Annotated in this window: 1 protein-coding gene; it reads left to right on the top strand. The window is 65.0% G+C overall.

The features are described 5' to 3' along the window. Positions 1-452: ATP-binding cassette domain-containing protein (locus EN853_RS33150; protein WP_135861345.1), on the top strand; the 452-nt coding region annotated here is incomplete at both ends.

The raw sequence follows: 452 nt of genomic DNA, 5'->3' as shown, positions 1-452 counted from the left end.
CACCGGCATCGCGCCGCACCGCATCGCGCGGCTCGGCATCGCCCGGACCTTTCAGTTGGTGCGCACTTTCCTCACCATGACCGCCTTCGAGAATGTCATGGTCGGCGCCGTCTACGGGGCAGGGGCCCGCGTCAAGCATGCGACAGAGACCGCGAATGCGGCATTGGAGCTGGTCGGCCTGACGGCGCGACGCGACATGCGCACCGCGCATATGACGTTATCCGACCGTCGCATGCTGGAGATTGCGCGCGCCGTCGCCTCCGATCCGGAGCTGCTCCTGCTCGACGAGCCAATGGCCGGCCTCAACCCGACCGAGATCCAGCGCATGGTCGATGTCATCCGACGCGTTCGCTGCGAGAAGGGCATCTCGATGCTCTGGGTCGAGCACAAGGTCGACGCCATCATGAAAGTGTGCAGCCGCGTGATCGTGCTCGACCATGGCGAGAAAATCG

This window comes from Mesorhizobium sp. M1C.F.Ca.ET.210.01.1.1 (assembly GCF_004791585.1).
Classification (GTDB): domain Bacteria; phylum Pseudomonadota; class Alphaproteobacteria; order Rhizobiales; family Rhizobiaceae; genus Mesorhizobium.
Note: the sequence above shows the minus strand (reverse complement) of the source record. Positions and strands in the feature narration are given on the sequence as shown.